This window comes from Pseudophaeobacter sp. C1-32P7 (assembly GCF_041008775.1).
Taxonomy (GTDB): Bacteria; Pseudomonadota; Alphaproteobacteria; order Rhodobacterales; family Rhodobacteraceae; genus Phycobacter; species Phycobacter gallaeciensis_A.
In genome coordinates this window covers 273,529-299,850 of the sequence record NZ_JAXGFR010000002.1, presented here as the reverse complement: position 1 = coordinate 299,850, position 26,322 = coordinate 273,529, and the positions used below count along the sequence as shown (strand labels likewise).

General features: G+C 61.1%; 20 protein-coding genes and 1 tRNA gene. 12 read left to right on the top strand and 9 right to left on the bottom strand.

Translation table 11 applies throughout. The annotated features are described in order from the left end of the window. The first annotated feature begins 801 nt into the window (after positions 1-801). Complete coding sequence (locus SM763_RS04345) at positions 802-3,738, top strand: calcium-binding protein (protein WP_368997698.1); 2,937 nt, start codon at positions 802-804, stop codon at positions 3,736-3,738. 252 nt (positions 3,739-3,990) lie between these two features. Here the strand turns inward: SM763_RS04345 and SM763_RS04340 are convergent. The 5 genes from SM763_RS04340 to SM763_RS04320 all read right to left on the bottom strand — a co-directional run bounded on the left by SM763_RS04340 (position 3,991) and on the right by SM763_RS04320 (position 8,843). Then, positions 3,991-4,065, bottom strand: a tRNA-Glu gene (locus SM763_RS04340). Positions 4,066-4,163: 98 nt separating this feature from the next. Continuing rightward, positions 4,164-5,909: a single-stranded-DNA-specific exonuclease RecJ gene (recJ, locus tag SM763_RS04335; protein WP_368997696.1), complete on the bottom strand. Its 1,746-nt coding sequence runs from the start codon at positions 5,907-5,909 to the stop codon at positions 4,164-4,166. 106 nt (positions 5,910-6,015) lie between these two features. Beyond that, complete coding sequence (glpX, locus tag SM763_RS04330; RefSeq protein ID WP_065270928.1) at positions 6,016-6,999, bottom strand: class II fructose-bisphosphatase; 984 nt, start codon at positions 6,997-6,999, stop codon at positions 6,016-6,018. Positions 7,000-7,154: 155 nt separating this feature from the next. Beyond that, the gene (locus SM763_RS04325; protein WP_368997695.1) at positions 7,155-8,441 is read right to left on the bottom strand and encodes a homoserine dehydrogenase; all 1,287 of its coding nucleotides are present in this window, start codon (positions 8,439-8,441) and stop codon (positions 7,155-7,157) included. 135 nt (positions 8,442-8,576) lie between these two features. After that, positions 8,577-8,843 carry a hypothetical protein gene (locus tag SM763_RS04320; RefSeq protein WP_274832399.1) on the bottom strand — a complete coding sequence of 89 codons (267 nt, stop codon included), beginning with the start codon at positions 8,841-8,843 and terminating at the stop codon, positions 8,577-8,579. A 130-nt stretch (positions 8,844-8,973) separates the two neighbouring features. Between SM763_RS04320 and SM763_RS04315 the strand changes: the two genes are divergently transcribed. Next, positions 8,974-9,561 carry a TetR/AcrR family transcriptional regulator gene (locus SM763_RS04315; RefSeq protein ID WP_274836029.1) on the top strand — a complete coding sequence of 196 codons (588 nt, stop codon included), beginning with the start codon at positions 8,974-8,976 and terminating at the stop codon, positions 9,559-9,561. 53 nt (positions 9,562-9,614) lie between these two features. Here SM763_RS04315 and SM763_RS04310 read toward each other — a convergent pair whose 3' ends face one another. Beyond that, positions 9,615-10,526 carry a pirin family protein gene (locus SM763_RS04310; RefSeq protein ID WP_368997693.1) on the bottom strand — a complete coding sequence of 304 codons (912 nt, stop codon included), beginning with the start codon at positions 10,524-10,526 and terminating at the stop codon, positions 9,615-9,617. Positions 10,527-10,720: 194 nt separating this feature from the next. Between SM763_RS04310 and SM763_RS04305 the strand changes: the two genes are divergently transcribed. Further along, positions 10,721-11,212: a hypothetical protein gene (locus tag SM763_RS04305; protein ID WP_065270923.1), complete on the top strand. Its 492-nt coding sequence runs from the start codon at positions 10,721-10,723 to the stop codon at positions 11,210-11,212. Positions 11,213-11,281: 69 nt separating this feature from the next. Here SM763_RS04305 and SM763_RS04300 read toward each other — a convergent pair whose 3' ends face one another. Genes SM763_RS04300 through SM763_RS04290 form a run of 3 tightly spaced genes read right to left on the bottom strand, consistent with a single transcriptional unit; the run spans position 11,282 to position 14,070 of the window. Beyond that, the gene (locus SM763_RS04300) at positions 11,282-11,878 is read right to left on the bottom strand and encodes a TadE/TadG family type IV pilus assembly protein (protein WP_274832402.1); all 597 of its coding nucleotides are present in this window, start codon (positions 11,876-11,878) and stop codon (positions 11,282-11,284) included. Between the two features lie 3 nt (positions 11,879-11,881). Continuing rightward, positions 11,882-12,406, bottom strand: coding sequence for a TadE/TadG family type IV pilus assembly protein (locus SM763_RS04295; protein ID WP_237028419.1), 525 nt, complete (start codon positions 12,404-12,406; stop codon positions 11,882-11,884). An 8-nt stretch (positions 12,407-12,414) separates the two neighbouring features. Then, a complete protein-coding gene (locus SM763_RS04290; RefSeq protein ID WP_368997691.1) occupies positions 12,415-14,070 on the bottom strand; it encodes a TadE/TadG family type IV pilus assembly protein in 1,656 nt (551 codons plus the stop codon). A gap of 342 nt (positions 14,071-14,412) precedes the next feature. On the opposite strand from SM763_RS04290, the gene SM763_RS04285 reads away from it, so the two are divergent. From SM763_RS04285 to SM763_RS04245, 9 genes are all read left to right on the top strand, one after another. After that, the gene (locus SM763_RS04285) at positions 14,413-15,843 is read left to right on the top strand and encodes a Glu/Leu/Phe/Val family dehydrogenase (RefSeq protein WP_368997689.1); all 1,431 of its coding nucleotides are present in this window, start codon (positions 14,413-14,415) and stop codon (positions 15,841-15,843) included. Between the two features lie 317 nt (positions 15,844-16,160). Then, positions 16,161-17,414, top strand: coding sequence for a sarcosine oxidase subunit beta family protein (locus SM763_RS04280; RefSeq protein ID WP_065270918.1), 1,254 nt, complete (start codon positions 16,161-16,163; stop codon positions 17,412-17,414). Positions 17,415-17,486: 72 nt separating this feature from the next. Continuing rightward, positions 17,487-17,756 carry a sarcosine oxidase subunit delta gene (locus tag SM763_RS04275; RefSeq protein WP_065270917.1) on the top strand — a complete coding sequence of 90 codons (270 nt, stop codon included), beginning with the start codon at positions 17,487-17,489 and terminating at the stop codon, positions 17,754-17,756. A gap of 2 nt (positions 17,757-17,758) precedes the next feature. After that, positions 17,759-20,704 carry a sarcosine oxidase subunit alpha family protein gene (locus tag SM763_RS04270; RefSeq protein WP_368997837.1) on the top strand — a complete coding sequence of 982 codons (2,946 nt, stop codon included), beginning with the start codon at positions 17,759-17,761 and terminating at the stop codon, positions 20,702-20,704. Further along, complete coding sequence (locus SM763_RS04265; RefSeq protein ID WP_274836027.1) at positions 20,697-21,242, top strand: sarcosine oxidase subunit gamma; 546 nt, start codon at positions 20,697-20,699, stop codon at positions 21,240-21,242. The genes SM763_RS04270 and SM763_RS04265 overlap by 8 nt, the downstream gene beginning before the upstream one ends. A 37-nt stretch (positions 21,243-21,279) precedes the next feature. Continuing rightward, complete coding sequence (locus SM763_RS04260; protein ID WP_274836026.1) at positions 21,280-21,642, top strand: hypothetical protein; 363 nt, start codon at positions 21,280-21,282, stop codon at positions 21,640-21,642. A 1-nt stretch (position 21,643) separates the two neighbouring features. Then, a complete protein-coding gene (dnaG, locus tag SM763_RS04255; RefSeq protein ID WP_368997687.1) occupies positions 21,644-23,641 on the top strand; it encodes a DNA primase in 1,998 nt (665 codons plus the stop codon). Positions 23,642-23,773: 132 nt separating this feature from the next. Then, a complete protein-coding gene (gene rpoD / locus SM763_RS04250; RefSeq protein ID WP_065270913.1) occupies positions 23,774-25,768 on the top strand; it encodes an RNA polymerase sigma factor RpoD in 1,995 nt (664 codons plus the stop codon). Between the two features lie 192 nt (positions 25,769-25,960). Further along, a complete protein-coding gene (locus tag SM763_RS04245) occupies positions 25,961-26,254 on the top strand; it encodes a hypothetical protein (protein ID WP_065273528.1) in 294 nt (97 codons plus the stop codon). Positions 26,255-26,322: the final 68 nt, after the last annotated feature.

The window sequence follows — 26,322 nt, the reverse complement described above, 5'->3', positions numbered from 1 at the left end:
CGCTATTTACTCAGTCAGGTGAGTGGGCGCAAGAGTGATTTTTGCTCATTTGGGAAGAAATATTCGAGGCGGGTGTTCCGGGTGGTTTCATGGGCAGTTCGCGTCCCCCCAAAAGCGGCGTCAGAAGGCCTGCGCTGCAATTCGGTCAAAGGTTTTCTCCACATTGATATGTCGTGGGCCAGCCTCTTCTTTGCGTATCACTCCCCGATTTTCTGCAACGCTTTATGGTTGTCTTGGTTCCGGCTGTGAAAACTGGCCTAAATATCGATTGAAAGCGGTGCGGGCTAGGCGCTGAGCGTTTTCGGTGCATCGCGCGCGGCCTCTGGGCTTGTGAAGAGAGGCGGGAAGGGTAGGTCAGGCTGCAGTCAGGAGAATCAAGTTTTCGGAAAATCAACATTCTCCTGCGCTGAACCTTCTGCGAAAAACGTAATTTCCGGGCGGGGTTACGTCCGGGTGTGGTCCTTTTTCTCGCAAAAACAGGGGCTGTCGGCAAAAAATCGCCTATCGCCACCGGTCTTGAAAACGAATGGCGGCTCACTATGAGATCTCATGCCCAATGTTCGTTTTTGTAAAATAAATTCAATTATTTGCATTCATCTTTTGCGGTACGCGTCAGAAGGCGTGCAGCGGGCATAATACGGGGCGGGGAGCCTCGTCCTCAGTCTTTTTTGCGTCTTTTGATCTGCGGTTTGTAAACATCAAGACATCCGCATGTGAAGGCGCGCGAACACATGATGCCGAGCCGGTCTTTTGCGGGCGGAAGATTTTGAAACTTTGAAGCGTATTGCCGGGGGACCCATCATGGCAGATCAAGTGCTCAACCAGACACCCACGTATACAGTGACACACACCTTCAGCACAAATGATGTGACTGGTACCTTCGGTGGGCTGACACAGGGCGACGTCCAAGACGGTGATCCTGCCGTTGTGGATTTTTCCGCCGAACCGGTGATCACCAAAGAGGGCGTCGCGCTTTATCCGGTAAACAGCGAATTTGGCTATAACGTCATTGATTTTGACCAAGCGATTGAAAAAGACTTTTTCGACGATCCGGAATACGAAGAAGGCTTCGTTGGCGATCTGTCCGGTGAGGGCGGAGAGCATCTGGGGCTGGTGGTTTCGAACGCCCCCACCGATGTTTTTCAGACCCCGGCAGTTCACGGCACCTGGCTGGCTGGCCTTGGTGGCAACACGGTCAAAGCCTCGACCGAACACTATGTGGTGATGCAGCAGGTGCTGTCGGATCAGCGTTTCCCCGGTGATCCGGATGCAGAATACCAGCTGGACGATAATCTGTGGATTGTTGGCGGCGAATACGACGGTCAATATGTGGCGGACGTGCTGCCTCAGGTCGGCGATGTAAACGGCGACGGTGTTCTGGATCTGAAGGATGTGCTGGAGCCCAATGAAGCCACCATTCAGGAAAACATCGCGGTCGGTAACGACTATTCGGTGACGCTGAAGGATGACGGCAAGCTGCTTTATCGTTGGGGCAATACCATCAAGAAGCCGAACGATGTGCGCATCGAGGCCGAGTTGCCTTTGCCGGACGAATGGTCGACTCCGGATGCCGACAATGATGATCTGATCCCGCTGTTCCAGATCACCCAGGCCGAGCTGGTCACCCGTCACACGATCACCAACAACCCGAACGACCAGATCCGCCCCGAGGATTTCGAGAACGAATCCGCCATTGGTCAGCTGCCCACCTATGAAATCCTTGAGGATGGCAAATGGGTTACCACCGATGACTACTATGGCGGTGATGGCACCCTGTATCCGGCTGGCACCGTTCTGAAAGATCCGGCGCTGGCTGCGGCGGCGCAAGGCTCGACCCTGGATCAGATCGGCGCCATGTCGGAAGATCTGGAAGAGGGCTATACCAACGCCTGGTACACCACCATGGATCGCGAGCCTTTTGAGGCGGTGCTGAATGAAGATGGCACCGAGTACATCGTCGGGCCGCGCTGGCGCCTGCAGCCGGATAAATACGGTCAGGATCTGCCCAGCGTCGTCATTCCGACCGACCCGAGCCTGGAGCCGCCGACCACCAACGATCAGGTGAAATACGAAGTCGGTGAAGACACCCAGACCGTGATCAACCTTCTGGACTGGGAATTCCCCGTATCGCCGCTGGCGATCAGTGCTGGCTGGCAGAACAACGCGGGTTCGGTGTCGATCAACGGTCTCAACATGACCAACAATTTTGACGTGGCCTTCTACGTCAAAGGCGATATCAAGCCTGCGACGCTTTATGACACCCAGCTGGTCATGAGCTATGAAGAAGTCACCATCAACGGCAAGGGTGTAGGTGTTTCCGGTTCCGCCGGGGATGACACTCTGGTCGGCCAGGGCGGCAACACCATGACCGGCGATGACGGCGATGACCTGTTCGTTCTTTCCTATGGTGTCACCAACGACTATTCGAAGATCGTCAGCAGCACTGTCACCGACTTCCAGCAGGGAGAGGATGTTCTGGGACTAATCGATCTCAGCGTCACCGACGTCAACTTCAAGGATGTGGTCTCGCAAAGCGTCGAAGGTGACGGTTTGCACGTCAGCCTCGGCGATTACGAGATCGCAACGCTGAGCGGCGTCACCTCCGAGCTGGAATTGGAAGATTTCCTGCTGATCAACCGCAGCAGCGATACAGCCGTGACCGGAACGAACGATGATGATTACATTGTTGGCGATGATTTCGATAACGTTCTGGTCGGTTTGGCTGGTGACGACACAATCTTGGGTCTTGGTGGTGATGATGAACTCATCGGCAACCGTGGCGCGGATTCGCTTGACGGCGGTGCAGGTGACGATCTGTTTGACAGTGGCACTGGTGCGGATGTTCTGATCGGCGGCACTGGCACGGATACGGCAACCTATGCGACTTCAATCAGAGGTGTGACCGTCAATCTTGAGAACGGAACTGGTGTGGGCGGTAAGGCGGATGGTGACACCCTGACCGGAATCGAAAACGTTATCGGGTCCAATGCTGCGGATACGCTGATCGGTTCAGACGACGAGGGCAATACTCTGAACGGCCGCAGCGGAGACGACCTGCTTGAAGGCGGCGGCGGCTGGGACCTGCTGATCGGCGGTGACGGCGCAGATACGCTGGACGGCGGTAACGGCACTGACCGCGCTTACTATGTGGACTCTGCCGAAGCTGTAACTGTGGATCTCGAGGCGGGAACCGGTATCGGTGGTGAAGCGGAAGGTGATGTTCTGATGAACGTCGAAGCCGTGACCGGCTCGCTGTTCGATGACCGGCTGATCGGGGACGCGGAGGATAACAATCTGATTGGCCGACTGGGTTCGGATGTGCTGATCGGCAACGATGGTGCCGATGATCTGGTAGGTCGTCTGGGTGAGGATACTCTGCGGGGCGGTGCTGGAAGCGACACCCTCGACGGTGGCCGGGCGAACGATCGTCTTGGCGGTGGCGCAGGGGACGATTTGCTGAAAGGCGGCGGCGGAGACGACGTTCTGCACGGTGGTCTGGGTGCCGATACCATCTACGGTGAGGCCGGTGATGACACCTTCCTGTTCAACCGGGGCAGCGATGTGCTTGACGGTGGTTTGGGCGATGACCGGGCTGAGTTCGATGGGGTCGAAGCTGACTTTACCGTTGTGGACAACGGCTCTGGCTCCTGGGAAGTTACCGATAACGCCACTGGCCATGTCGATACGCTGACCAGCATCGAGACCCTGGTCTTTGACGATACGCTGATCCTGGCGTGAGCCTGAACAGATAGAGATTGGAAGCGGCCGTGGACCTTTGGGTCTGCGGCCGCTTCTCTTTTCGGAGTGCCTGAATTGGCCACCGGGGCCGACATCCTCACGGCGCAGAGATCGTCAGGGGCTGATGGGGCCCTGCCTTGGCTTTGTGAAAGGCATTACTACGCACATGCGGATCTGAACGCGGTTGGGCGCAAATCAGTGAATACCACGACAAACTAGGCGGTAAATTTTCGCTAATCAGGAAGGGAAAAGTGGCAGCCCGTAGGGGAATCGAACCCCTCTTTCCAGGTTGAAAACCTGGCGTCCTAACCGATAGACGAACGGGCCACTCTGTGTGTGAGCGGTGTTTAGATATTCCCGTCAGTTGCCGCAAGCGAAAAAACGGGGTTTCAGCGAAAATATTTCCCAGTCGGAACAAGCGCCCGTCAGGACGCTGGCGCGGCGTCCTCCAAGCGCAATTGCGGGCTCTGGCGACCGCCCCAGGTGTTGATCTCCAGCCGTCCGGCAAAGTGGAACCGGGCGCCACCGTGATCCAGCAGCCGGGGACCCAGAGCAGTGTCGAAGGCGCCGAAGCAGATGGCGTCGATGCCGCTGCTCAGCCCGTCGCTCAGTGACAGTTTCAGATGCGATTCCCCGACCCGTTTGGCAAAACGGACCTCAAGATCGGGAAAGGCATAGCGCGGGGCAGGGGCGCCAGCGCCAAAGGGGCCGGCCTGCTCGATCTGCTCGATCAGGCTGACCGAGGCAGCACCGGGCATCAGCATGCCGTCGAGTTTCACATCGGCAGGGCCAAGGTCCCCGGCGCCTTGTTTCGCCAGCAGATCGCCCAGCCGTGCCATGGCCTCTTCCAGCTTGTCCCGTGCGACGGTCAGACCGGCGGCCATCTTGTGCCCGCCGCCCTTGATCAGCTGGCCTTCGCAGGCCAGCCGCTGGATTGCGGCGCCCAGATCGATGCCGCTGACCGAGCGACCCGATCCCTTGCCCTCGTCTCCGTCCAGTCCGATGACCACCGCTGGGCGGCCTGCGGCCTCTTTCAGGCGCGAGGCAACGATGCCGACAACGCCCGGGTGCCAGCCTTCGCCTGCAGCCCAGACCAGCGGTGCGTCCAGTCCACGCGCCTCCGCCTGCTCAAGTGCGGCGGCGCGCACGGCGTTCTCGATGTCGCGGCGTTCGGTATTGAGCTGGTCAAGGCGTTCGGCCAGCGCTGCGGCCTCATGCGGGTTGTCGCTGGCCAGAAGACGCGCGCCCAGATCCGCCTTGCCGATGCGCCCGCCGGCATTGACCCGCGGTCCCAGCAAAAAGCCGAGGTGATAGGTGGAGGGCGCCGAATCCATGCGGCTGACATCGGCCAGCGCCACCAGCCCCACGCGTTTGCGCGCCGCCATGACCCTCAGCCCCTGACGCACCAGCGCCCGGTTGGCACCGATCAGCGGCGCCACATCCGCCACCGTCGCAAGGGCGACAAGATCCAGAAGGTCCATAAGGTCCGGCCCGGTGCCAAGCCCTTTTTCTCGGGCCTGCCGTCGCACCTCGACCAGCATCAGAAACACCACGCCTGCAGCGCAGAAATAGCCCAGATCGCCGTCCTCATCCTGCCGGTTGGGGTTCACCACTGCGACGCAGTCGGGCAGGGTTTCGCCGCCAAGGTGGTGATCAAGCACGATCACATCGGCGCCCTTGGCCGCTGCGATCGGTCCATGGGACAGCGTGCCGCAATCGACGCAGGCGATCAGATCGTGATCGCGCGCCAGTGCTGACATGGCCGCGTCGTTGGGGCCGTAACCCTCGTCGATACGGTCAGGGATATAGAGTGTTGCATCCTGCCCCATGGCCCGCAGCCAGACCAAGAGAAGCGCCGCAGAGCTGCCGCCGTCGACGTCGTAATCGGCAAAGATGGCGATGCGCTGGCGTTGCTCGACCGCCTCCAGGAACCGGGCGGCGGCTGTTTCCATGTCCTTCATGCGCCGGGGATCGGGCAGCAGGTCCTTCAGCGCGGGGGTCAGGAAGCCTGTTGCCTCATGGGCGGGAACGCCGCGCCGGGCGAGGACCTGACAGACGGCGGCGGGCAGGCCTGTTTGCTGAGCCATGGCCTCGGCTGCGCGTTCCAGATCGATGCCCGGCCCCAGCCAGCGCCGTCCGGTGAGTGACTGTTCAACCCCTAGAAAGCTCACGCATCTCTCCCATGCAGGAAGGCCGGGCCCTGCGGACCCGGCCCTTTGAAAATTCAGCCGGACCGCCCCGCCGTACGGGCGCAATCCGGGCAGGTCACTGGCTGGATCAGCCCTGTGCCTCAACCGGGGTGCGGTAGGACATGCGGCGGACCGAACCGGTTTTCGACCGCATCAGCAGGGTGGTGGTTTCCAGCCAGCCCGGCTCGCGCTTGATGCGCGGCAGCAGTGAACCACCGGTGACGCCGGTGGCGGCAAAGATCACGTCCTGGGTGACCATCTCGTCGCGGGTGTAGACGCGGTCCAGGTCGGTGATGCCAGCCTTGGCCGCGCGGCCCTTTTCGTCATCGTTGCGGAACAGCAGACGACCAAAGATCTGACCACCCATGCATTTCAGCGCCGCAGCGGCCAGAACACCCTCGGGGGCGCCGCCTTGGCCCATGTACATATCGATGCCGGTCACTTCGGATTCGGCGCAATGCATGACGCCGGCCACGTCACCATCGGTAATCAGGCGGATCGAAGCGCCGGTTTCACGCACTTCGGCGATCATCGCTTCGTGGCGGGGGCGTTCCAGAATGCAAACGGTGATGTCCGACGGCGCGCATCCCTTGGCCTTAGCCAGCGCCTCGACCCGTTCACGCGGGGACATATCCAGCGAAACGACGCCTTCGGGGTAGCCCGGGCCGATGGCCAGCTTGTCCATATAGGTGTCGGGCGCGTGCAGCATCGAGCCGCGCGGACCCATGGCGATCACAGTCAGCGCGTTGGGCATGTCCTTGGCGGTCAGGGTGGTGCCTTCAAGCGGGTCCAACGCGATGTCCACGCCAGGACCATTGCCGGTGCCGACCTCTTCGCCGATGAACAGCATCGGAGCCTCGTCCCGTTCCCCTTCGCCGATAACGACGACGCCTGCGATGTCCAAGAGGTTCAGCTGTTCACGCATGGCGTTCACGGCGGCCTGGTCGGCAGCTTTTTCGTCGCCGCGCCCGATCAGCGAGGCAGAGGCCAGTGCGGCCTGTTCGGCGACCCGGGCCAGGCCCAGAGACAGCATGCGGTCGTGAAAGGGGGCGTCAGAGCTGGTCGAGGTCATACTCAATAATCCTGTGTCAATCCGTATGGGTTGCTTGTCGATACCCCGCGCAGGGCGCTGCGGGCAAGGGATGATCGCGCGGATTGGACCAGTTCCGTGGCCATTCCGCGCGGTATTTCATGGTTCTGCCTTCTGGATGAGGGCAGGGCGTCGCCTCAGAGCTCTTCGATACGCAGGGCCACAGGCGCGCCATCGACGACGCCAGTGGCTGCCAGACCGGCAAGGGCATCGTCCAACATGGCGCTGGTGCATTTGTGGGTCACGATCAGAACCGGGGCGATTGTTTCGGAATGGCCGTACTGGCGCATCCGGTCGATAGATACGCCCGCATCGCCAAGCGCCGCGGCAACCTTGGCCAGGGCACCGGGTTTGTCCTGAAGCGCCATGCGCAGATAATAGGGCGCGGGCAGGCCGGACATGGCCGAGGGCGCCTCCTGCAGGGTGGCGGCGGGCTGACCAAAGGTAGCAATGCGCAGACCCCGCGCGATATCGCAGATATCGCCGAGCACGGCGCTGGCGGTCGGGCCCTCGCCGGCACCGGGGCCGCGCAGTACGATCTGATCGACGGCATCGCCTTCGATCACCACCATGTTGGTGCCACCTTCCAGCTGGCCCAGCGGCGAATTCGCGGGCACCAGGCAAGGTGCCATGCGCTGTTCCAGCCCGCGGGCTGAGGTCTGCGCGACGCCCAGAAGCTTGATCCTAAAGCCCATGTCGGCGGCGTGGCGGATGTCTTCGATGGCGATCCGCTGGATGCCTTCCAGTTGCACATCGTCAAAGGCCGGTTTGGTGCCAAAGGCAATCGCGGCAAGCAGCGCCAGTTTATGCCCGGCGTCGATGCCGCCCACGTCCAGCGTCGGGTCAGCTTCGAGATAGCCCAGATCGTCGGCTTCCTTGAAGACCGTTTCATAGGGCAAGCCGGAATGCTCCATCCGAGTCAGGATGTAGTTGCAGGTGCCGTTCATCACGCCCATGACGCGGGTGATTTCGTTGCCGGCAAGGCCCTCGGTCAGGGATTTGATAACCGGGATACCGCCTGCGACGGCGGCTTCGAAACGGATCACGCGGCCTGCGGCCTCGGCCTGTTCGGCCAGAGCCTGACCGTGGATCGCCAGCAGCGCCTTGTTTGCGGTGACAACGTCCTTGCCAGCGGCCAGCGCCGCCTCGGTCGCCTCTTTGGCAGCGCCTTCGTGGCCGCCCATCAGTTCGACAAAAACGTCGATATCGTCGCGTTTTGCCAGCGCGACGGGATCGGATTCCCAGGCATAGGAGGACAGCGAAACGCCGCGGTCCTTGGCCGCGTCACGGGCTGATACAGCGGTGATCACAACAGGGCGGCCTGTGCGCGCCTCCAGCAGTTCGGCCTGGCGGCGGATGATTCTTACCACGCCGACGCCGACCGTGCCCAAACCTGCAATCCCAAGGCGAAGCGGCTCTGTCATAGCTGGAGATCCTTTGTCACATAATCTTTGCCCCGCCTTAGCGGGTTCGGCGCAGCGGTGCAACGGCGCCGGACCGAGTGGCGCCGGAAAGCGGTCTCAGAAAATGGAAAGGGTGGCGTCAGAGGCGCAAATGGCTCAGTTCTGGGCTTTCCTGAGCTCTTCTGCCCGGGCCTGCAGGCGCGCGGTGCGGGCCGCCATCTCCTGCTCCAGATCGCTGCTTTGCTCTTCGGGGACCGGCAGAGGGGTAACCAACTGGTCTACGGGCAGGAGCGGCGGATAACTGGCCGAGCGCATATCCGGGGACAGTCTGTCCTCGATTTCCGGCACCCGGGTACAGGCCGCAACCGCTATGGCTGCAGACAGCAGGCCGAGAAGGGAGATATGGGTAAGGCGCAGAGGCATCATCGGTTCACGGAGAGTTGAAGCATCAGGCGGGTCCTTCTCGCTTACGCGCGCCTCCTTGATGCACAATTGCAGACAAGGGCACAAGCGGGGCTTTTATCTGAACAAATGTTCAGTTAGCTTTGAGCGCATGGCACGTACTCAAGGCTCACACTCCGATATCACCGGCCCGCGCATTCAGTCGGCGGCGCTGCGGCTGTTTGCACAGCATGGCTACGCCGCCGTGTCGATGCGCCAGATCGCGGCAGAGGTCGGGGTGCAGGCCGGGGCGCTTTATAACTATACGCCGGACAAGCAAAGCCTGCTGTTCAGCCTGATGCAGCGCCACATGAGTGAGTTGATGGAGGCTTGGCAGGCGGATCCAGCGGTGGAGGACGCGCTGGGGGAGTTGGAACGTTTCGTGCGGTTTCACATTCGCTTCCATATGGAGCGGCCAGATGCGGTCTTCATCGCCTACATGGAGCTGCGCAACCTGTCAGATGAGAACTTCGCCGTCATCGAAACCATGCGTCGCAACTATGAGGACGCGCTAGAGGCGGTGCTGAAGCAAGGCGTGGAGGAGGGTGTGTTCCGGATCCCTGACACCAAGATCGCAACGCTGGCGGTGATCGCGATGCTGAATGGTGTCATGACCTGGTATCGCACCGGCGGCCGCCTGTCGTTGCAGGAGGTCGAGACGATCTACTGGGACATGGTGCGCAAGGCCGTCGCGGCCTGATCTGCCGGTTTGGCCTGCCCCCGGATGGATCGGAGGCAGGGTAGGGGCCGGGCTCAGTGCGCCGGTTTGATGAAGGTGCCGTTGTTCAGATCGCGGAAGGCCTGACGCAGCTCGGCTTGGGTATTCATCACGATCGGGCCATGCCAGGCCACCGGCTCTTCGATCGGCGCGCCGGAAATAAGCAGGAAGCGCAGACCTTCGGGACCGGCCTGAACGGTGATCTCTTCGCCAGTGCCAAAACGCACCAGGGTGCGGTCTCCAGACATGTCGCGGATGTGCAGTTCTTCGCCTGCGACTTCTTTTTCCAGCAGAATACCCTGTGGGCGGGATGCATCCACAAAGGCGCCTTGACCTTCGAAGATATAGGCAAAGGCGCGGCGGTAGGTGTCGATCTTGAAGGTCTTCTTGACCCCAGCAGGCACGAAGATATCGAGATACTGCGGGTCTGCGGCGATGCCATCCACCGGGCCGGTCTTACCCCAGAATTCGCCCACGATGACTTTGACGCGGGTGCCGTCATCGTCGATGATCTCGGGGATCTCCTTGCCTTCGACATCCTGATAGCGCGGATCGGTCATCTTCTGGCTGGAGGGCAGGTTGCCCCACAGCTGAAAACCGTGCATCTGGCCGTTGATGTTCCCCTTGGGCATCTCCTGGTGCAGGATGCCGGATCCCGCGGTCATCCATTGCACGTCACCAGCGCCCAGCGTGCCGGTGTTACCAAGCGAGTCACCATGCTCCACCGTGCCGGAGAGCACATAGGTGATGGTCTCGATCCCGCGGTGGGGGTGCCAGGGAAAGCCGCGCATATAGTCCTGCGGGTGCTCATTGCGGAAGTCATCGAACAGCAGGAACGGATCCAGTTCGCTGGGGTCATGAAATCCAAAGGCCCTGTGCAGCTTTACACCGGCGCCTTCCATGGTCGGCATGGCGTTGCGGGTCTCGACAATCGGTCTGATGGACATTTGGAGTCTCCTGGCCTTTTCGCTTTGATGTACAGATAGAGGGGTTTGGGCTGCCCGCAAATCACGATGGTGGGAGAGGCACTGTGCGCAAATGCGCAATACCGGCCCGCCGAGGGTCGCATTGCATCGCAGGGCTGTTCGCCTGCGCCATTTCAGGCTATGCCGCGCTAGAGCACAGTGCAGGAGACAGGCGCATGAATGACGAGGTGGTGGCAAAGATCGAGGCATCCGGTCCCCGGCGTGTCATGGGAGTAGGGATGCTGGCTTCGGTGGGGATTATCCTGATCTACGTGGCCTTTTCCACGCCGCCCTCGGCAGCATGGTTGGTGTTTCTTCTGGTGGTTGGCTGCGCCGCCCTGTGGCTGGCGGTGCGCATGTGGCAGGCGACGGCCTATCGGATCGAGCTCACTGAAGAGGTGTTGCGCTGCACGGACGGGACCGAGATTGCACGGGTTGCGGATATCGAAACCATCGATCGCGGTTTCTTTGCCTTCAAGCCTTCGAACGGGTTTCTGATGCGCCGGAAAACCCCGGGTTCCCGCGCCTGGATGCCAGGCCTCTGGTGGCGCATGGGGCGCCGGATCGGAATTGGTGGGGTGACGCCGGGCTCGCAAAGCAAGGCTATGTCGGAAATCCTGGCGGCCATGATCGCCCGGCGCGATATGGGTGCTGACCTAGAGGGCTGAGCGCGCTGACACAGAGCGCGCGTTCTCTCCTGTTGTTATCTGACTAACCCGTTCCGGCCAGAGGCGGGTTCAGAGGCCCATCGAATTGTCGTTATGGCTGTTGCCGTTGGCCTTGTCTTCGACAAAGACGACCTGCGGCGCAAAACGCGGGCGGGTGAAGACGAAATTGTTGATGTCCATCGTCGGAATGCCGATGCGGAAGGCCGGTTCCACTGTGTTGTTGGTTTCCACCAGGATCACGCGCTCCTGATCGGGCATCGACGGCAGATCGTCCTTAACCAGATGGATGGTGGCATCGGTCCATTCCTCGTAGCCACCACCGCGCACTTTGGACCAGTCCACGTAATAGCTTTGGTCTGCTTCATCCCAGCGCACGACAGATACCCGCATTCCAAGCGAGCTGTCACCGCGGATCAGCAGCCCGGCCATGGCGTACATACTGTCCAGATAGGTGTCGTTGATATAATTGGTCTCGCGCGAGATCAGGTCTGAGATCGTGTAGGCCGCCTTCAGGTTCATGCTTTCCTGCCGGAAGGCATCAAAGAAGGTGTAAAAGGCCGCAAAGGTTCCCAGAAGAAGCGGCGCATAAAGCGCGAATTCAACCGAGACCGAGCCTTCGCTGTCGCGACAGAAGGATTTCAGGCGGTGACGCAGGGCTTTGAACATGGCTTACCTCGGTTCCTGAACGAAGGCTGACGCGGCAAAAAGGCTGACACGGCCGTCCGCATCCTTGCCCAGATCTCCGCCCAGCCCCCAATCGGAGAAAATCGGACGGAATTTCATGCAGGCGCGGATCAGCATCAGCTCGTTTGACTGCCCGTTTGTGAATGTGCGCACTGGCTGCACGTCTTCGATGCGGCTGACGCAGTCGGGTTCGGGGTTGATGCCGGTCCAGTTAAAGGGATCCTGGCTGACCATCTCCAGACGCAGGGAGGTGGCACAATTCTCGATGAAACCTGACAGGTCGCATACACGGTCGCGGATTGCGTCATGTTGCGCCGGTTCGCCCGTTGAAAGGCGCAGCTCGCGTACCGTCTGATCCAGTGCCCGCTCCAGCTGCGACTGGCGGATATTGACCAGACCCAGCTCAACGGTGGACATCAGGATCATCAGGAAGGCCGGGATGATGATGGCGAATTCCAGCGTGGCGCTGCCGTCGTCCTGACGGCGGAAACGCGTAAGGGCGGTATGCATGTGGCGGATCATTGGGTCAGCCTCAGCTGGCGGATGGAGGTGGCGATCGAGGCAAAGGCCTCGGAGATTTCCAGCCCGTCCACATCAAAGAAATGTGCGGGCGAGCTGGCGCAGTCTTCCAGCACGCGAGTCCCGTTGCGCGGTGCTTCGAAGCCAACGGTGTAGATCATCACGCCCTTGTCCCGGGTGCGGTCGCAGATATTCTTGGTGTGCTGGTCTTTGGCTACGCGATTGTGGAAATACGTTCCGGCATTGTACCAGTCTGCCCAGGCGCTGGAACTGAACTCGTAGTTGTAGCGCGCGTTCCATGCGAGCGAGGCCCGCGCGAAAAGCTCATGGTACTTCAGCTGCACGGCTGTACCGGGCTCCGCCTCATCTCTGCAGTTGTAGGGATTGCCGTAGTAGTAATCGCATACAGTGTGGGTGCCATTGCCGTAGGGATGGTCGTACCAGTCGTTCTTGTGCGGCCAGTAGTAATTTTTCGTGCCATTGGAGTGGTAGACGGAGTAGCGCCCAGTTTCAGCGTTGTACCAGACATCTGACATGGTGCTGCGGCGCGAAGGGTTCATCATGTATTGGTTGGTGTTCTCGCCATCGGACATCAGAATGATGATCTTCAGCGTGTCGCCGTTGTTGTACTCGGTCGGGCGGTTCAAAAACTGCGCTTCGATCTCGCCATCGTCAATCAGTGCGTTGACCACCGGCCGCGCGGTCGGATCGAGCAGGGCAGAGCCCCATTTCATACCGATATCGATCGAGGTATTACCCCAGGCTGTCAGCCCGTCGATGTAATTGTGCAGGGTGGTCGGATCGTTGGTGAACGGCAGGATGGCCGATCCGTCACGTGTCGGGCAGACCGGGCGGGCGATCATGTTCTCGGAATAGGTGAACGGGTCGAAATGTGCCGTACGCTCAAGTCGTTCTGTCGGATCCAGCGTTGTCTTGGCGTATTGATCGTAGACGAAGTTCACGCAGTGCGAATAGTTCCATTCGCTTGCAGGAAGGTCATCGAAGCCTGCGTTGTACTTGCTCAGAAGCGCTTCGCCCGCGTTGACTTGGGTGGCATAGGGAATGATCGAGATCGACAGGTTGTCGGTGTTGGTGTTCTGGGTGATCTGATCGATGAAACTATGCGCGGCGGACTTGAGGTTGATCAGCCGCCGGTTCGAGTTCATCGAGCCAGAGATATCCAGCACCATGGAAATCTCTACGCTGCCGATGGTCTCTTCGGCGCGCGAATTGGCGTACATCGGCATGTCACCGCCACCAGAGAACTTCAGCAGGTGGGCATTGAAGGTCGTGTTGATCGTGCTTTCGACACTTTTGTAGCCGAGCCCCTGAGAGACCTGAGGCGGTTGATAGTATTCTTCCATTCCGGCTTTGCTCAGGTAATCCTGCACCACCACTTCGGGGGCCAGTGGCTGATCCAGATCGGCAGCCGCCAGCACCGCGCGGTCCAGCGTGTATTGCAGAACCGTCCGGTCGCGCTCCATCCGCATCAGGTCGATACCGATGCCGCCAACGGCCAGCATGGCCAGAAAGAAGAAAATGGTTGGCGCGGCCATGGCACCGCTGTCATCCCGTGCAAAGGCGCGCGTCCGGGCCATCTGCCGGGTCAGGACGTCCTTACTGATATCTTTTGCGGCTCTGCGACGCACACTCATATTACACATCCCCTATGCCCGTTCTGTTTCGGACGACGGTCTTCGGATTTTGGTGGCTGGCGTTTATGATTGCTTGGGGAAGATGGCGGAAATGGGGCACGACAGGGGTAAAACCTTAACAATTGTTACCACCCGCTTAATCAATGCTAGGTGAGGGGCGGTAGATTGTTTCGGTTTGGGAAAAAGTGCCGGTTAGACCAAAGAGCGAATCGCTGACCAAAAGTTGCAAAGATGATTCTTTTGGATGGGAATGGTCAAAAAGGTCGCATGCCTTAAACATCCGTGCATAGAGTTGCCTTAAGTTTCATCACGAGTCGCGCAATAAAGCACGGAGAAGCGAGCATGAGCAGCCAGAACGAACCCAGTTTCCGCGAGAGCGTCGATTTGATGTTCAACCGGGCGGTCTCCATCATGGACCTGCCGCCGGGGCTTGAGGAAAAGATCCGGGTTTGCAACGCGACCTACACGGTGCGGTTTGGCGTGCGCCTGCGCGGCAAAATCCATACCTTCACCGGCTATCGCTCGGTGCATTCCGAACATATGGAGCCGGTCAAGGGCGGTATCCGCTATGCCATGGGCGTCAATCAGGACGAGGTCGAGGCGCTGGCGGCGCTGATGACCTATAAATGCGCCCTGGTCGAAGCGCCCTTTGGCGGCTCCAAGGGCGGTCTGTGCATCGATCCGCGCGAATACGAAGAGCACGAGCTGGAGCTGATCACCCGCCGTTTTGCCTATGAGTTGGCGAAACGCGATCTGATCCACCCCAGCCAGAACGTTCCGGCGCCCGACATGGGCACCGGTGAACGCGAAATGGCCTGGATTGCCGACCAGTATGCGCGCATGAACACCACCGATATCAACTCTCGTGCCTGCGTCACCGGCAAGCCCCTCAATGCTGGCGGGATCGCTGGCAGGGTCGAGGCAACGGGGCGCGGCGTGCAATACGCCCTGCGGGAGTTCTTCCGCCACCCCGAGGATATTGCCAAGGCGGGCCTGTCGGGCACCCTCGATGGCAAGCACGTCATTGTGCAGGGGCTTGGCAACGTGGGCTATCACGCCGCCAAGTTCCTGAGCGAGGAAGATGGAGCCCTCATTACCGGGATCATCGAACGCGACGGTGCCCTGCACCGCGAAGAGGGGCTGGACGTGGAGGCCGTGCGCAACTGGATCGTCAAACATGGCGGCATCTCCGGGTATCCCGACGCCACCCATACCGCCGATGGTGCCGCGCTTTTGGAGCAGGACTGCGACATCCTGATCCCGGCGGCGCTGGAAGGTGTCATCAATATGTCCAACGCCGCCCGCATCAAGGCGCCGCTGATCATTGAGGCCGCGAATGGCCCGGTCACCGCCGGTGCGGATGAGGTGCTGCGCGACAAGGGGACGGTGATCATTCCCGACATGTACGCCAACGCGGGCGGCGTGACGGTCTCTTACTTTGAATGGGTCAAGAACCTCAGCCACATCCGCTTTGGCCGTATGCAGCGCCGTCAGGAAGAGGCGCGCCACCAACTGGTGGTGGACCAGATGGAGAGTCTGAGCGAGGCGCTGGGCAAGACTTGGTCGCCAAGCCCGGATTTCAAACAGAGGTATCTGCGCGGTGCCGATGAGCTTGAGCTGGTGCGTTCCGGCCTCGATGATACCATGCGTATCGCCTACCAGTCGATGCGCGAGGTCTGGCATGACCGCGACGACGTGATGGATCTGCGCACTGCCGCCTATCTGGTCTCGATCGAAAAAGTCGCTGCTAGCTACCGCGCCAAGGGGTTGTAAGGGGCATTTCTCGCAAACAGCTGATCGCAATCTTGCGGCGGGCCCTGTGCCCGCCGTTTCTGTGTGTGGAGGGCTTACTGATGCGGCCACGGCAGTGTGGGAATTTGCACCTTGGTCCAGTTGCGTCACGATCTGTCGTATTGAGGACTAGACAGACCTGCCCAGAAAGGGTGCATTGCGGCCAGTGCGATGCGCGGTTCCGGGGCTTTCTGTCGAAAAAGGGGTAGGAGCCGCCCGGTAAAATCGCTAGCACTACGATAGAGCCTGCGGCGCCATACATGCGCAGCGAGGGCGGGACTGAAAGGTGGAGGTCACAGATGCGGTTTTCGGGTTGGCGGGTGCTGAAGGAAGGGCTGACCGGCAACAAGGGCTGGCGTCCGCATTGGCGCGATCCCGAGCCCAAGCGCGAATATGATGTGATCATCATCGGCGGCGGTGGCCACGGTCTGGCGACGGCTTACTATCTGGCCGCTGAGCACGGTATTACCAATGTCGCGGTGCTGGAGCGTGGTTATATCGGCGGTGGCAACGTAGGGCGCAACACCACCATCGTGCGCGCCAACTACTACCTTCCGGGCAACTCCGAATTCTACTCTCACTCCCTGCGCCTGTGGGAAAGCCTGGAGCAGGAGCTGAACTATAACGCGATGATGTCGCAGCGCGGGATCATCAACCTGTTTCACAACGACGGCCAGCGCGATGCCATCGTTCGGCGGGGCAACTCCATCGTCAATCAGGGGGACGATGCGGAACTTCTGGACCGCGAAGGCGTGCGCCGCATGGCGCCTTTCCTCAACTTCGACAACAACCGCTTTCCGATCATGGGCGGTCTGCTGCAGCGCCGAGCCGGCACTGCGCGCCACGATGCGGTGGCCTGGGGCTTTGCCCGTGGCGCCGACATGCGCGGGGTCGATCTGATCCAGAACTGCGAAGTCACCGGTATCGACGTTGAAAACGGACGCGTCACGGGGGTGCAGACCGCGCGCGGGCCGATCCGGGCCAAGAAGGTCGCGATGGCTGCCGCCGGGCGCTCCGGTCAGGTGGCGGCAATGGCGGGGCTGACCCTGCCGATCGAAAGCCACGTCTTGCAGGCCTTCGTTTCCGAAGGGGTGAAGCCGATCATCGACAACGTCATCACCTTTGCCGAGGGGCATCTGTATATCAGCCAGTCCGACAAGGGCGGGCTGGTCTTTGGCAGCTATCTTGATTTCTACAGCTCCTATGCGGCGCGGGGGAACCTGCCGATGGTGGAACACACTATGGAAACCTGCATGGCCATGGTGCCTGCGGTGGGCAAGGCACGGCTCTTGCGCAGCTGGGGCGGCATCATGGATATGACGCCGGACGGCTCACCCATCATCGACCATTCGCCCATCGACGGGCTCTATCTCAATTGCGGCTGGTGCTACGGCGGCTTCAAGGCAACGCCGGGCTCCGGAAATGTCTACGCGCATCTTATTGCCACCGACCGCCCGCATGGCGCGGCTACCCGGTTCAAACTGGATCGTTTCCGCACCGGCGTCGGACTCATGGATGAGGAGGGGACCGGTGCTCAGCATAACCTGCATTGACCCCGCGACGCGGCGAACAGCGGCAACACAGATGAACGGAATACGGATCAGAACCACGGGAGAGCGGCAGTCATGAGGATCACCTGCCCGAATTGCGGAGAGCGGGACCGCCGCGAATTCTACTATCGCGGTGCGGCGCTGGAGCAGCCCGCAGCGGATGCGGATCTGGACGTCTGGCACCAGCACGTGAACCTGCGGGAAAACCCGGCAGGCCCGCTGGAAGAGCTTTGGTATCACGAAATGGGCTGCGGCGCCTGGTTGAAGGTGCTGCGCAATACCGCAAGCCATGAGATCCTTGAGGTGACACTGGCCTCGGACGCGGGTCTGGGAGGTGCGGCATGAGTATGAGATTGCCCGGCAAGGGGCTGGTCGAGGGCGCAAAGCCGGTCACCTTCTCTTTCAACGGTCGCCACATGATGGGGCTCGAAGGGGACACGCTGGCTTCGGCCTTGCTGGCCAATGGCGTGCATCTGGTGGGCCGGTCGTTCAAATACCACCGCCCGCGTGGCATCCTCACCGCTGGCAGCGAAGAGCCGAACGCGCTGGTCACCGTGGGCAGCGGCGAATTCGCCGATCCCAACGTGCGGGCCACCACGCAGGAGCTGTTCGAAGGGCTGAGCGCTAGCAGCCAGAATTGCTGGCCTTCGGTCGAGACGGACCTGATGGCGGTCAATGATCTGGCGGCGCCGTTCCTGGGCGCGGGGTTCTACTACAAGACTTTCATGTGGCCGACAGCCTTCTGGGAAAAGCTGTATGAGCCGATGATCCGCCGCGCGGCGGGGCTTGGTGCACTCAGCGGCGCGGCCGATCCGGATTGCTACGAGAAAGCCTATGCCTTCTGCGATCTTCTGGTGATCGGATCGGGGCCTGCGGGTCTGATGGCGGCGTTGGTGGCGGGGCGCGCGGGCGCCGATGTAATCCTGGCCGAAGAGGACAGCCGCATGGGCGGGCGTCTTCTGGCAGAACAGGAAGACATCGACGGCAAGCCTGCCAACCTCTGGGCAAAGGACGCTTTGAAAGAGCTGTCGGAGATGGACAATGTGCGCCTGATGCCGCGCACAGCAGTGACCGGCGCCTATGATCAGGGCACCTATGGCGCGCTGGAGCGTGTCGCCCACCACATGCCGCGCCGTCATTCGCTGAAGGAATGCCATCTGCCGCGCGAATGTTTCTGGCGTATCGCCGCCAAACACGCGGTACTGGCGGCCGGCGCGATCGAGCGTCCGGTTGCCTTCCGCAACAACGACCGCCCCGGCATCATGACCGCCAGCGCGGTGCGGGCCTACCTCAACCGCTGGGGCGTTGCCCCGGGGGAGCGGGTTACCATCTTTGCCAATAACGACGATGCGCACCGCACCGCCCGTGATCTGGCGCAGGCAGGCGTGCATGTAGCGGCGCTGATCGACAGCCGCCACGATGCGCCGGGAAGTGATCTTTTCCCGGTGATGAAGGGCGCGCAGGTTTGCGATGCAGGCGGGCGCAAGCGGCTGGAAAGCATTACCGTGCGCTCGGTCGCCGGAGAGGAAAAGATCCAGACCGATTGCCTTGCGATGTCGGGCGGCTGGAACCCGTCGGTGCATCTGACCTGCCATCTGAATGCCCGCCCGGTCTGGCGCCGAGATATCGCCGCCTTTGTGCCGCGCGAGGGCAGCGTACCGGGTCTGGTGACAGCGGGGGCCTGCAATGGCGAGTTCTCCACTGCCGGTGCCCTGCGCGAAGGCGCTGCAGCGGCAAGTGCTGCGCTTGAGGCGCTGGGCCTCAAGGTGGTCTCTGCGGATCTGCCGCAGGCCGAGGATGATCCCTATCGTATCACCCCCTTGTGGGCGGTGCCGGGCAAGGGGCGCGCCTGGCTCGATTTCCAGAACGACGTTACCGTCAAGGATGTGAAACAGGCCGCCGGGGAGAACTTCCGCTCGGTCGAGCATATGAAACGCTACACCACCCAAGGTATGGCGACCGATCAGGGCAAGAATTCGAACGTGGCGGCGCTGGCGGTACTGGCTGATGCTACTGGGCGCAGCATCCCTGAAACCGGCACAACCACCTTCCGTCCGCCTTTCGTGCCGGTCAGCATCGGTGCCATGGGCGCGGGCGCCGAGGGGCAGGGCTTCAAGCCGCAGCGCCACCTGACCTCGCATCAGGCAAGCGATGAACGTGGCGCGCAGCAGCTGGAAGTCGGCCTGTGGTACCGGGCCGCTTATTTCCCGAAACACGGGGAGACGAACTGGCGTCAGTCCTGCGACCGCGAAGTCACATATGTGCGCAATCATGTGGGCATCTGCGATGTGTCGACCCTGGGCAAGATCGACATTCAGGGCCCCGACGCGGGCAAGCTGTTGGATTACGTCTATACCAACATGTTCTCGACCCTGAAGGTCGGGCGAACGCGCTATGGTCTGATGCTGCGCGAAGATGGCTTTGTCATGGACGATGGCACCACCGCGCGGCTGGGCGACGAGCATTTCGTAATGACCACCACCACCTCAGGTGCCGGCCAGGTGATGGCGCATCTGGAATATGTGATGCAGGTCCTGCGCCCCGACTGGGATGTGCGCATCGCTTCGGTCACCGAACAATGGGCGCAGTTTGCCGTCGCCGGTCCCAAGGCACGGGCGCTGCTGAATGGTCTTCTCGACAGTGAGATAGACAGCGAAAGCTGGCCCTTCATGGCCTGTGGCGAGGTCTCGGTGATGGGCGTCGCGGGGCGGCTGTTCCGCATCTCCTTCAGCGGCGAGGAAGCCTATGAACTGGCGGTTCCGGCCCGCTATGGCGATGCCCTGTTCCGTGAGCTGGTCTCGCGCGCCGAGGCTGCAGGCGGTGGCGCCTACGGCATGGAGGCGCTGAATGTCCTCAGGATCGAAAAGGGCTTTATCACCCATGCCGAGATCAATGGCACCGTGACGGCCTTTGACCTTGGTCTGCAGGGCATGATGTCCAAGAAGAAGGACTTCTTTGGCAAGCCCATGTCCCAGCGCGAAGGGCTGATGGCAGAGGATCGCATGCAGATGGTTGGCCTCAAACCCGTCGGCGCGGTCAAGCAACTCACCGCCGGGGCGCATCTGTTCAATCCCGAGGACCCGGTCGAGCGGGTGCACGATCAGGGCTATGTCACCTCGGCCGGGTTCTCGCCCACGCTGGGGCATTCCATTGCACTGGCCTTCCTGACGAAGGGAGCGAAACGGATCGGCGATACCGTGCGTCTGGTCGATCACATGCGTGGCATCGACACCCTGTGCGAAGTGGTTGAACCGCAATTCTATGACCCGGAAGGAGAGCGTGCCCGTGGCTGAACTGACTGCAAAAAGCCCCTGTGACGGTCTGCTGCCGGTCACCGTTGGTAAACTGAAGCTGAGCGAAGAGGATCTGGGCCATCTGACCTCCATCGCGGTGTTCAACGGCCAGGATCAGGCATTGGATGCGGCGCTTGAGGCCGCCCATGGCATGAAACTCCCGGCGCCGGGACGCAGCACCGGCAAGGCGGGCAGCCGAGCCATCTGGTTCGGTCGGAACATGGCGCTGCTGGCCGGGCCTCAGCCAGATGCGACGCTGGCCGACCATGCTGCGCTGACGGATCAAAGCGATGCCTGGGCCGTGGTGCGGCTTGAAGGGGCAGGGGCTGAAGACGTCCTGGCTCGGCTGTGTCCCATCGATCTGCGCGTGCAGAGCTTTAAGCGCGGCCACACAGCGCGTACCGAATTGCGTCACATGATGGCCTCGGTCACGCGCATTGGCGCGGACAATTTCCAGATCATGGTGTTCCGCTCTCTGGCGCGCACGCTAGTGCACGATCTGAAAACAGCCATGGAAGCCGTCGCCGCGCGGGGGTAGTCTTCCGGGATCACCAACTGATTCCCGGAGCGTATCTATGATCCGCATTCTTCCCGTCGCGACCCCTGTCGCAGCCATTCTGGCTGCCTTGCTCGCCGCACCGTCCTATGCCGCTGAAAGCAAAGAGGAAAGCTGCAGGTATCAAGGGCAGGTAATGGCCGCCGTGCAGCAGGCGCGGATGGACCGGGTGCGGCAGGAAAAGGTGGAACAGACGATTCTGGCGGACAATCCGGAGTGGCCGGAACAGTATTCCAAGGCGATCCCGCAACTGACCGCGCATGTCTACTCAATGAAACGCCGCGATCTGCGCAAGGTGGACCTTGGCGCCACCTTTGAAGAGCAGTGCCTGGAAAACTGGGATCAGATTCAGGCGATGAAAAAACAGCTGCAATCGAACTGACATGTCTCTGCCGCCCGGTTTTCTGGATGAATTACGTACCCGGACCAGCCTCACCGCTGTGGTCGGGCGCAAGGTCATGTGGGATCAGCGCAAATCCAACATGGGCAAGGGCGACATGTGGGCGCCATGTCCGTTCCATCACGAAAAATCCGCCAGTTTCCACGTCGATGACCGCAAGGGCTTCTACTATTGCTTTGGTTGTCAGGCCAAAGGTGATGCGCTGAAATTCGTGCAGGAAACCGAAAACGTCGGTTTCATGGAGGCGGTTGAGATCCTCGCGGGGGAGGCGGGCATGGAGATGCCCCGGCGCGACCCGCAGGCGCAGCAGAAACAGGACCGCCGCAGCCAGCTGGCCGAGGTGATGGAACAGGCGGTGCAATTCTTCCGCCTGCAACTGAACACTCAGGGTGGCACCGCCGCGCGCGCCTATCTGGCGGGACGTGGCCTGACCGGTGAGGCGCTGGAGCGCTGGCAGATCGGCTTTGCCCCCGATGGTTGGCAGGGGCTTTGGGATCATCTGCGCGGCAAAAGCGTGCCCGAGGACCTGATCATGGCGGCTGGGCTTGCCAAGCCCTCAAGCAAGGGCGGCAAACCCTATGACACCTTCCGCAACCGGATCATGTTCCCGATCCGCGATGCGCGGGGACGGGCGATTGCCTTTGGCGGTCGCGCGATGGACCCGAATGACAACGCCAAATACCTGAACTCTCCCGAAACCGAGCTCTTCGACAAGGGGCGCAGCCTGTATAATCACGGCCCGGCCCGCGCCGCCGCTGGGCGGGACACGCCACTGATCGTGGCCGAAGGCTATATGGATGTGATCGCTTTGTCAGAAGGCGGCTTTGCTTCCTGCGTGGCGCCGCTGGGCACGGCGATTACCGAAAATCAGCTGCAGATGCTGTGGCGGATGTCGGATGAGCCCGTGATCGCCCTTGATGGCGACAAGGCGGGTATCCGCGCGGCCATGCGGCTGATTGATCTGGCGCTGCCGCGTCTCGAGGCTGGGAAATCCCTGCGTTTTGCGATCATGCCGGAGGGCAAGGATCCCGACGATATGATCCGCAGCGAAGGCCCCGCCGCGGTGCAGGCGGTGCTGGAACAGGCAATGCCGATGGTGAAACTGCTGTGGCAGCGCGAAACCGAAGGGCGGGTGTTCGACAGCCCCGAACGCAAGGCGGCGCTGGACAAGGCGCTGCGCGAAAAGATCCGCCTGATCCGAGACCCCTCCATCCGCCAGCACTATGGCGAGGATATCAAGGAGCTGCGCTGGCAGCTGTTCCGCGGCAACCGTCCGCAGCGCAGCGAAGGGTTTTCCCCGACGGGCAGCAGCCCCAAGGGCGGGCGAGGCTTTCGCGACGGAGCGCGACCGCCCTGGCGCGGACCGGGAGCGGTTCTGACCCCACTGGCCAGCACCCGCAGCTCGCTGCTGGCCGGATCGGATGAGGCAGGCCTGGCCCGCGCACGTGAGGCCGTCATTCTGGCCACCGTGATCACCACCCCCGCGGTGGTCCATGAGTTCGAAACCAATCTGGAGCGGATGCTGTGCACCGATCCGGATCTGGCGGCCCTGCGCGACATGGTCCTGCGCTATGGCATCGACGCACCGGAGCGGCTGAAAGAAGAAATCGAATACAGCCTAGGCCCGCACGCTCTTGAAAATCTCTTAGCCCTTCGCCATGTGGCAATTATCCCCTGCCTGCGCAAACCCGGCGATGCTGAGGCTGCCCGGCTGACACTGGCCGAAGAGTTCCCGAAACTCGAAGCCCTGCGCGGGCTGGACGCGGAACTGGCCGAGGCGGAGGAGGACCTGGGCGGTCTTGCGGACGAGGCTTTGACCTGGCGGTTGAAGCAGGCCGCCGAGGCGCGGAACAGGGCCGTGCGAAGTGAAAATGAAGACAGGGCACAATATGACGTTGGCGAGAACGGCGCCCGTCTGGATCGCGAGGAACGCGATGCATTTGGCGCCCTTCTGGACCGAATCGGCTTTTCCGAGAAATGACACACCTTTCGACAAAAGGGTGTTTTCCTAAGGAAGAGCGAAAGAAAATTGGGTAAACGGGGTGACGAATCAGAAGTTCGCGCTAATGATTCGCGATACCCGAATCGCCCCAGCCTCTTAGAGGAGCATTGAATGGCCGCCAAAGACACCGACGACCGCAAACCTGACGATCAGGAAGCCGAAATCTCTCTGGACATGAGTCAGGCCCAGGTCAAGAAGATGATCGCGGAGGCCCGCGAGAAGGGGTACATCACCTACGATCAGCTCAATCAGGTCCTGCCGCCGGATCAGGTCAGCTCGGAGCAGATCGAGGACGTGATGTCGATGCTCTCCGAAATGGGCATCAATATCATCGAGGATGAAGAGGCCGAAGAGGAAGAGCAGAACAAAGGCTCGACCGAACTGGTGACGACCGAATCCAACCGCGAAGTCGCGGTGGCCGGGGCGGCAGCGGAAAAACTGGACCGCACCGATGACCCGGTCCGCATGTACCTGCGCGAAATGGGCTCTGTCGAACTGCTGAGCCGCGAAGGCGAGATCGCCATCGCCAAGCGGATCGAAGCCGGCCGGAATACGATGATCCTGGGCCTCTGCGAAAGCCCGCTGACCTTCCAGGCGATCACCATCTGGCACGACGAACTCCTGTCCGAAGACATTCTGCTGCGCGACGTCATCGATCTTGAGGCCACCTTTGGCAACCAGATGGACGAAGAGGGCGAAGTTGCCGAACCGGTGGTGAACACCGGTGCGGTGTCCGATGCCGCCAAACCCGCCAAGGAAGACAAGGGGCCCGAACTCGACGCCGACGGCAACCCGATTGCCAGCGATGACGACGATGACGAGGACGAACAGGCCAATATGTCCCTGGCTGCGATGGAGGCTGCGCTCAAGGATCGCGTGCTGACCACGCTGGAGCAGATCTCCTCGGATTACGCTCAGCTGAGCGAAATGCAGGACAGCCGGATTTCGGCCACTCTGAATGAGGACGGATCGTTCAGCGCGCAGGACGAAAAGACCTACCAACAGCTGCGGTCCGAGATCGTGGAACTGGTGAATGGTCTGCACCTGCACAACAACCGTATCGAAGCCCTGATCGATCAGCTTTACGGCATCAACCGCCGCGTGATGCAGATCGATAGCGCCATGGTGAAGCTGGCTGACCAGGCCCGGATCAACCGTCGCGAATTCGTCGAGGAATACCGTGGCCGCGAGCTGGATCCGAACTGGCTGGCGGATATGTCCGCGAAACCGGGGCGGGGCTGGCAGATGTTCATCGAACGCTCCACCGACAAGGTGGAAGAGCTGCGCGCTGACATGGCGCAGGTCGGCCAGTATGTCGGTCTCGACATCAGCGAATTCCGCCGCATTGTGCAGCAGGTGCAGAAGGGTGAAAAAGAGGCGCGTCAGGCCAAGAAGGAAATGGTCGAGGCGAACCTGCGTCTCGTGATCTCCATCGCGAAGAAATACACCAACCGCGGCCTGCAGTTCCTCGACCTCATTCAGGAAGGCAACATCGGCCTGATGAAGGCGGTGGACAAGTTCGAATACCGCCGCGGTTACAAGTTCTCCACCTATGCAACCTGGTGGATCCGTCAGGCGATCACGCGCAGTATCGCGGATCAGGCGCGCACCATCCGTATCCCTGTGCATATGATCGAGACGATCAACAAGCTGGTCCGCACCGGCCGTCAGATGCTGCACGAGATCGGCCGCGAGCCGACGCCGGAAGAACTGGCCGAAAAACTGCAGATGCCGCTTGAGAAGGTCCGCAAGGTGATGAAGATCGCCAAGGAGCCGATCTCTCTCGAGACGCCCATCGGCGACGAGGAAGACAGCCAACTGGGCGATTTCATCGAGGACAAGAATGCCGTGCTGCCGCTCGACAGCGCCATTCAGGAAAACCTCAAGGAAACCACCACCCGGGTTCTGGCCTCGCTCACCCCGCGCGAGGAACGCGTCCTGCGGATGCGTTTTGGCATCGGCATGAACACCGACCACACGCTCGAAGAGGTCGGTCAGCAGTTCAGCGTGACCCGCGAACGGATCCGTCAGATCGAAGCGAAAGCGCTGCGGAAGCTCAAGCATCCCAGCCGCAGCCGCAAGCTGCGCAGCTTCCTCGACCAGTGATCAAAAAGGCGCCCCTCACGGCGCCTTTTTCTTTCTTCCGAAAGGCGTTGAATGCCCTTCCCGTGCAGGCATCTCGCGGGAAGGGCGACGGGCCTGCGCACGTCGTTAACCATCTCTTTACCCTGATCCTTGCCCTTGGCGGGGGAGCTGCGTAAACTTTTGGTTAAGGAACTTTGCATTTCGGGGGAAATGATGTCTGCAAACCGGGGAACCACCGCCGCTCTGAGTGAACTTGAGGAAAAGCTGCTGCATCTCAAGAACCTGACCGAGGCCAACCAGTTCATGCTGGAGGTTCTGAAGGATCAGGGCGAACGCTTGCAGGAAATCGATGGCGATACCGCGCGCAGCATGCTGCGGGAGCAGGCACGAAGCCGGTTCAGCCCGACCAAGGGAAAGACACCGAAACCCGAAGTTCTGGCCATTCTGGAACAGACACTCGGCACACAGCAAAGCGCGCAGATCATTCCCTTTCCCAAACGCAACTGATCCCGGCCCGTCTGGGGAGCTGGATGTGCCGACGGCCGCGTACCTGCTGCGGAATGCGAACTAAAGCA